General features: G+C 53.4%; 5 protein-coding genes and 2 pseudogenes. 5 read left to right on the top strand and 2 right to left on the bottom strand.

Annotated features, from left to right (window positions below; translation table 11 throughout):
• Window positions 1-350 precede the first annotated feature (350 nt).
• On the top strand, window positions 351-536 hold the full coding sequence (locus tag Q0816_RS25780; RefSeq protein ID WP_298856139.1) for a hypothetical protein: 186 nt from the start codon (window positions 351-353) through the stop codon (window positions 534-536).
• Between the two features lie 243 nt (window positions 537-779).
• Here the strand turns inward: Q0816_RS25780 and Q0816_RS25775 are convergent, their stop codons facing one another.
• On the bottom strand, window positions 780-1,913 hold the full coding sequence (locus tag Q0816_RS25775) for a hypothetical protein (RefSeq protein ID WP_298856137.1): 1,134 nt from the start codon (window positions 1,911-1,913) through the stop codon (window positions 780-782).
• Between the two features lie 141 nt (window positions 1,914-2,054).
• On the opposite strand from Q0816_RS25775, the gene Q0816_RS25770 reads away from it, so the two are divergent.
• From Q0816_RS25770 to Q0816_RS25755, 4 genes and pseudogenes are all read left to right on the top strand, one after another.
• On the top strand, window positions 2,055-2,690 hold the full coding sequence (locus Q0816_RS25770) for a hypothetical protein (RefSeq protein ID WP_298856135.1): 636 nt from the start codon (window positions 2,055-2,057) through the stop codon (window positions 2,688-2,690).
• 38 nt (window positions 2,691-2,728) lie between these two features.
• Window positions 2,729-3,388, top strand: coding sequence for a response regulator transcription factor (locus Q0816_RS25765; RefSeq protein ID WP_298856132.1), 660 nt, complete (start codon window positions 2,729-2,731; stop codon window positions 3,386-3,388).
• Entirely contained in the window at window positions 3,388-4,716 is a 1,329-nt protein-coding gene (locus Q0816_RS25760) for a HAMP domain-containing sensor histidine kinase (RefSeq protein ID WP_298856131.1), read from the top strand. Before Q0816_RS25765 ends, Q0816_RS25760 begins: the two co-directional genes overlap by 1 nt.
• A gap of 269 nt (window positions 4,717-4,985) precedes the next feature.
• Window positions 4,986-5,132 (top strand): annotated as a pseudogene (locus Q0816_RS25755) (IS6 family transposase); the annotation flags it as partial.
• Here the strand turns inward: Q0816_RS25755 and Q0816_RS25750 are convergent.
• Window positions 5,122-5,415, bottom strand: a pseudogene (locus Q0816_RS25750) (recombinase family protein); the annotation flags it as partial. The pseudogenes Q0816_RS25755 and Q0816_RS25750 sit on opposite strands and share 11 nt — an antisense overlap.
• Window positions 5,416-5,556: the final 141 nt, after the last annotated feature.

Here is a 5,556-nt window from a genome sequence, read left to right as displayed (position 1 = left end):
TCACTGCCCGCCTCGTTCGAAATCTGAGACGCCACTAACACGGAGGCGTCGGAGCCGAAAGTTTGCGACAAAGCCGTCGAAACCAACGCTGACTCCTGCTTGACGTTCATTGCCACCAGCGCCAAATCGAAAACATACAACTTCTCTGTCCAACTAGTGCTGTGGTTCGAAGAAGACCTTTGAAGGTAGGTTTTCCTATGGTGCAAAAATTCTCTCAGCTTTTGTTCACTCTTGAGCGACAACATTAATTGAACGTGAACAATGTGTTCTCTGAGTGTTCAACCTGTATCACTCATACTGATCCTCGCAGGGCTAAGAAAGTGTGCCCGGCTTAGTGGAAGGGGAAAAGAATGATCAAGACTGCCGTTGAGGTCGAGCTTTGCGTTCCTGCATCAATGCGATCCTCAAGTGCTGCCGTTCGCGGCGAACTTTCAAATACCGAATATTCGAGCAACAATCGCTTCCCTCCTATCGAAAATGCACTGACTGACATCATCAATAACAAGCGACTTGATGAGGCAAACAGGGACGCCTGATCTGACAATTGGAAGCGAAAAACGCTTCCGGACTACGGCGACCAAATCAGGTAATGACAATGCCCGCTCCGAACCGGAGCGGGCCTATTTGTTTGAGTGACTTTGATGCATTCAAAGTCAGGAGAGTGTGATCCAGACTATCCAAACAGAGCGTTACCGACATGATGCCGGATCAGCCATGCTCGTGGTAAAGACACGGCTGAACCGGCCACCATCGGCTTGCAAAATAGCAAACCAATACTGTTAGCTATCTAGGCCAAGAAGTGATTTCACCGCTTCCTCGACCTCATCAGTGACAGGCTTGTTCGCCGCATTTTCCAGCGCTTCACGTTCAGTCAGTTCCTGATCTTCAACGGCTTCTGTCAACTCATCGACTTCGGCTACCGCTTGCTCGTAATCGGCGGCACCCTTCTTCTCGGATTCCAGACTCTCAGCCGTATCGATAGCGTCCTGGAGGTCGGTGTTCGCTTCCTCAAGCGCTGCTTCAATGCCGGGATCGGTGCCACCGGCGTCAGCCAGAGCCTCTTCAAGGTCGTTCACAAGATCTTGTTTTTCTTCAATGTCTGTCTGGACTGATTCAAGATCCTGTTCGATTTCAGAGACAGATCGATCCGGCGGTGTTATCCCCTCCAGAAAATCCTGCTGTTCCTCCAGCGCCGCCCGCAGATCATCCCCGGCCAATACGGTATCACGATAAGTAGCAATTCGACCCACTCGCGAATTGGGTGCTGCATTCAGCAAAGCCGTCTCGCTTGCATTTGCTGCATTCAACGCCCCCAGCTCAGATGGGTGTGCCCCGAGCAACGTGGCCATTTTGTTCCCGGCCGGACGCTTCTCCGGGCGCACGGACTTGGTGACTTGAGGCGAAATTTTCGTTGTTCGCGCTACTTTCGTAGTCTTGGGTTTGGTTTTCTTGGCCTTGGACTTTTTACCACCAAATATATCCCTTAGAGAGAATTTCTTCCCCTTCGAGGATTTGGTCCGCGCACCAGTGACACCAGATGTTTTTTTGCCTGATTTGCCAGCCGCAGACTTACCATCACTTTTGGACCCGCCCTTTCCCACGCCTTTACTGTTTCCGGCTCCGTCATTGCCATTCCCGTTGCTGTTACCGTTTCCGCCAGAATTGCCGCCGCCGTTTCCGCCACCATTGCCGCCGCCGTTACCACCACCATTGCCTCCACTGTTACCGCCGCCGTTTCCACCACCATTTCCGTTGCCCCCTTTCGCGTAGGCAGAGTCGGGAAAGGCGATCGATCCAATGATCGCGGCAGAACCCATCAGGGCGATGGCAATTGCTGAGGTTTTTAACAATCCGGACATTGTGTTTTTCATGGCGATTCTCTTTCTTCGAGTTTGAGTTTCTGCGGTCCGCAATCTCAAGTTTTCGATTCGTACCTGCGCAGTACGCTTGCCGGATTCTTGACCGGGCTTTTGTCATCTAAACCCATAATCGTTGAACCCATGGGAAACTGGTTGTTCATCACCGGTTCATGTAACTTTCGCTAGGCTGAGCGGGTGTATGTGCTGTCAAAAGTACCGAAGATGAAAAAGCTTCTTATCATTGCCTGCCTTCTCGCTGTTCTCCAACCTGGCCACAGCAATGCGGCTGCCCGCGAACTGAAACAGTCTGAATTACGCAAGGCGACAAGTTCAGGAAAAGCTATTCGGCTCAAGAAGGTTATCAAGGGTGTGGAGCGCGTCTATGGTGGCACACCCGTAGGCGCGCGCGCGTTCCAGACGGACAAGGTGTACTATCGCATTTTGGTCAAGAAACCCGATGGCAAGATAATTAGCGTTATTGTCAACGCAAAAACGGGTGTTGTTGTACCCAATCGGTCCAACATCGGACGGCAAGTAACCGAAGCTGCCCGAACTGCACCAGGCAATTCTGCTTCCGCTGCATCAAAAGAGAGTTCCAACAACAATAGCACCAATGGAAACCGGGGCGATAACGGTTTCGGAAATGGCGGCGGAAATTCTGGTAGAAGTGGCGGGGGAAACTCCGGCGGAAATGGCGGCGGCAATGGGGGTGGAAACGGCGGTGGTAACGGTGGCGGAAATGGTGGCGGCAATGGAAGTGGAAACGGCGGTGGTAACGGTGGCGGCAATGGAAGTGGAAACGGCGGTGGAAATGGCGGAGGCAAAAAGTGATGGTTAAACAACAAATCACACGCCTATAATTCCGGGGTATGAGAGTTTTACTTGCAGAAGATGAACCCCACCTCTGCGAACAGATCAAAAAGCTTTTGAATGCTGAAGGTCGCGTAGTGGATGTGGTGAACAACGGGCTTGAAGCGTTACATCTGGGCGCGACCGAACCGTACGACATGATCATTCTGGACATCGGACTGCCGGAACGGGACGGTATTTCGGTTTTGCGGGAGTGGCGTGGTTCAGGTGTCAAAACCCCGGTTCTGATCCTGACCGCCCGTGATGGCTGGAGTGAGCGGGTCGATGGCCTGGATGCCGGTGCAGATGATTATATGACCAAGCCCTTCCATATGCCCGAACTGGCCGCACGTGTTCGCGCCATACTGCGACGGCAAAGTGGTCAGTTGAACCCTGTGATCGAGATGGGGAATGTCATTCTGGACACCCGCAACGGGCGGGTGACAGTCGATGGTGTTCCGATCGATCTGACCGCTCAGGAAATCGCTGTGCTGACCTATCTGGCCCATAATGCAGGGCGCATGATCTCCAGAACTGAGCTTTCAGAACATATCTATGAATACGATGGTGACCGGGATTCAAACACCATTGCTGTCTTCGTAACCCGCTTGCGTAAGAAACTAGGCCCCGATTTGATCACTACAGTACGAGGCCGCGGATACATGATTGACTCAACCTGATGTTATCACTGCGTCAACGGGCACTGTTGGGTGGCGTTGCATCCGGAGCTGTGTCTCTAGGACTGGGCACACTTGCCGTCTTCTCTTACATCAATGACCGCGTATCAGACCGCTTCGACACAGCCCTATTGGATCGCCATACACAGCTTGTGGTAGGTTTGAGTGTCACCAGCCAAAGCCCGGATGCACTTCGTGATCTGATGTTCGACCCGGCCTATAGTACGCCTTACTCCGGACGATATTGGCAAGTCCGCAGCGACAAGAGAGAGTTTTTCACATCTGCCTCACTATTTGACGAACTTATTGCCGAGCCGGCTGGCAATCCAGACGCCCCAACGCTCTGGAACACAAACGGCCCGGATGAAGAAGTTCTGCGCAGTGCCTTTCAAACAATCACTTTCGAAGACGGCTCAGTTTGGGGCGTCAGCGTTGCGGAAAGCCGGGCACAGCTTGTCGCCGAGCGCCGCGCAGCGCAGCAAAGCCTATTGCCCGTGTTTGCCCTTGTTGGTCTGATAGGTGTGGCCGGATCGTTGCTGCTGATGACCTTCATACTCGGGCCGCTGCGAAGATTGCGTACTGATGTCGCGCATCGTTGGGACCGGGATGAAGACCTCAGACCGACCGATTATCCCGAAGAGGTCTCACCCTTAGTCGAGGACCTGAACAAACTTCTGAGCCGGAACCGCGAAATCCTTTCGGGATCACGCCGTCAGGCAGCGGATTTAGCGCATGCGTTGAAAACTCCGGCCACCATTTTGCGGAACGAATTGAATTCGCTTTCCGGCGCAGGAGCCACAACGGATACGGCGCAAGAGGCACTTGATCGGATCGATGCCCAGTTAAACAGATCTTTGGCCAGATTGCGGGCATTACACACCGCAGATCTAACCCATTCGCGGACTGATCTGACAAACTCCATCGACCGGTTAGCACGGCTGTTCTCGACAATGGCGGTTCGCGAGGGAAAATCTCTGCAGACCGCACGTGATCCCGGACTCTGGGTACGCATGGATGCACAGGACATCGAGGAAGTACTGGGCAACTTGCTGGACAATGCAGTCAAGTGGTGTCGGCAAAGAGTACGTATAACGGCTGAACGCAAGCCTGGTTGCATCGAAATCAGTATCGAAGACGACGGTCCCGGAATTCCCGAGGAAGCCCGCCGAGAGGCTCTGCGATCAGGAGGCCGGCTGGACACATCGGTCACCGGCAGCGGATTGGGGCTAGCAATAGCAGTCGATTTACTGAATGCCTATGGTGCCCAGCTGAAATTGGGCGCATCTGCGTTGCTCGGCGGGCTGGAATGTAGAATTGTGATCTCGACTTGATTTGACCCAAAATGTTTGATGGATGAAGCGGCGGTTCCACCAAATCTCAGCTGTCAGCGAAATAGACTCGATGCATCGCTTCACGCAACCAAGAAATTTATCCGCTGACTGAGGGTGCGCAGAAATCAGTTAATATTCTTCATCGCTGAATAATCCACTGCGTCAAAGCGCATGCACCCCGAAGGGATCAGTTGCAAATTTTTGACCGTTGACGCTCGCGCCACCAGCGAGTGAATGACTATCGGTATTTTCAATTCGAACGTCGGACCATGATCTCTTTCAAAGGCGCACAATATCCCAGGGAAGTGATCTTGTTCGCTGTATTTTTCTATGTCCGATACGGAGTGTCATATCGTGATCTGGAAGAAATCATGGCCGAGCGCGGTGTTTCAGTGGACCACACCACGCTAAGGTGGCGAGAATATTGAAAGACATCCTACCCATTGGGTCGGTTGGATCATAAACCGATGCGCCGAGGGCCAGCTTGACGCTTTTTTCCTGAAGCTGATCGGCTATGGCGCGGGCGTCGGGAACGGAACGGGCCAACCAGTCGAGTTTGGGCACGACAAATGTGTCGCCCTCGCGCACGGCGGCGAGTGCCTGATCAAGGCTGGGGCGGGCGCGACTCGTTTCGGTCAGGCCATGGTTGGCGTAGATGCGATCCGGAGCAACGCCGAGATTTTCCAACGCCTTTTTCTGCGTGGTGAGGACATCGGAGACGACGCGGAATTGATGCTAATACAGTGCCCGCGCGCTAAGAAAACGGCCCAATCCGGATGGAGTGGGTGGCTCCTGCTCCACCGGCGTCGCGATGCGCCATACTGCAGTTGTTACCAACTG

The sequence above is a fragment of the uncultured Ruegeria sp. genome (assembly GCF_947497005.1).
Lineage (GTDB): Bacteria > Pseudomonadota > Alphaproteobacteria > Rhodobacterales > Rhodobacteraceae > Ruegeria.
Note: the sequence above shows the minus strand (reverse complement) of the source record. Positions and strands in the feature narration are given on the sequence as shown.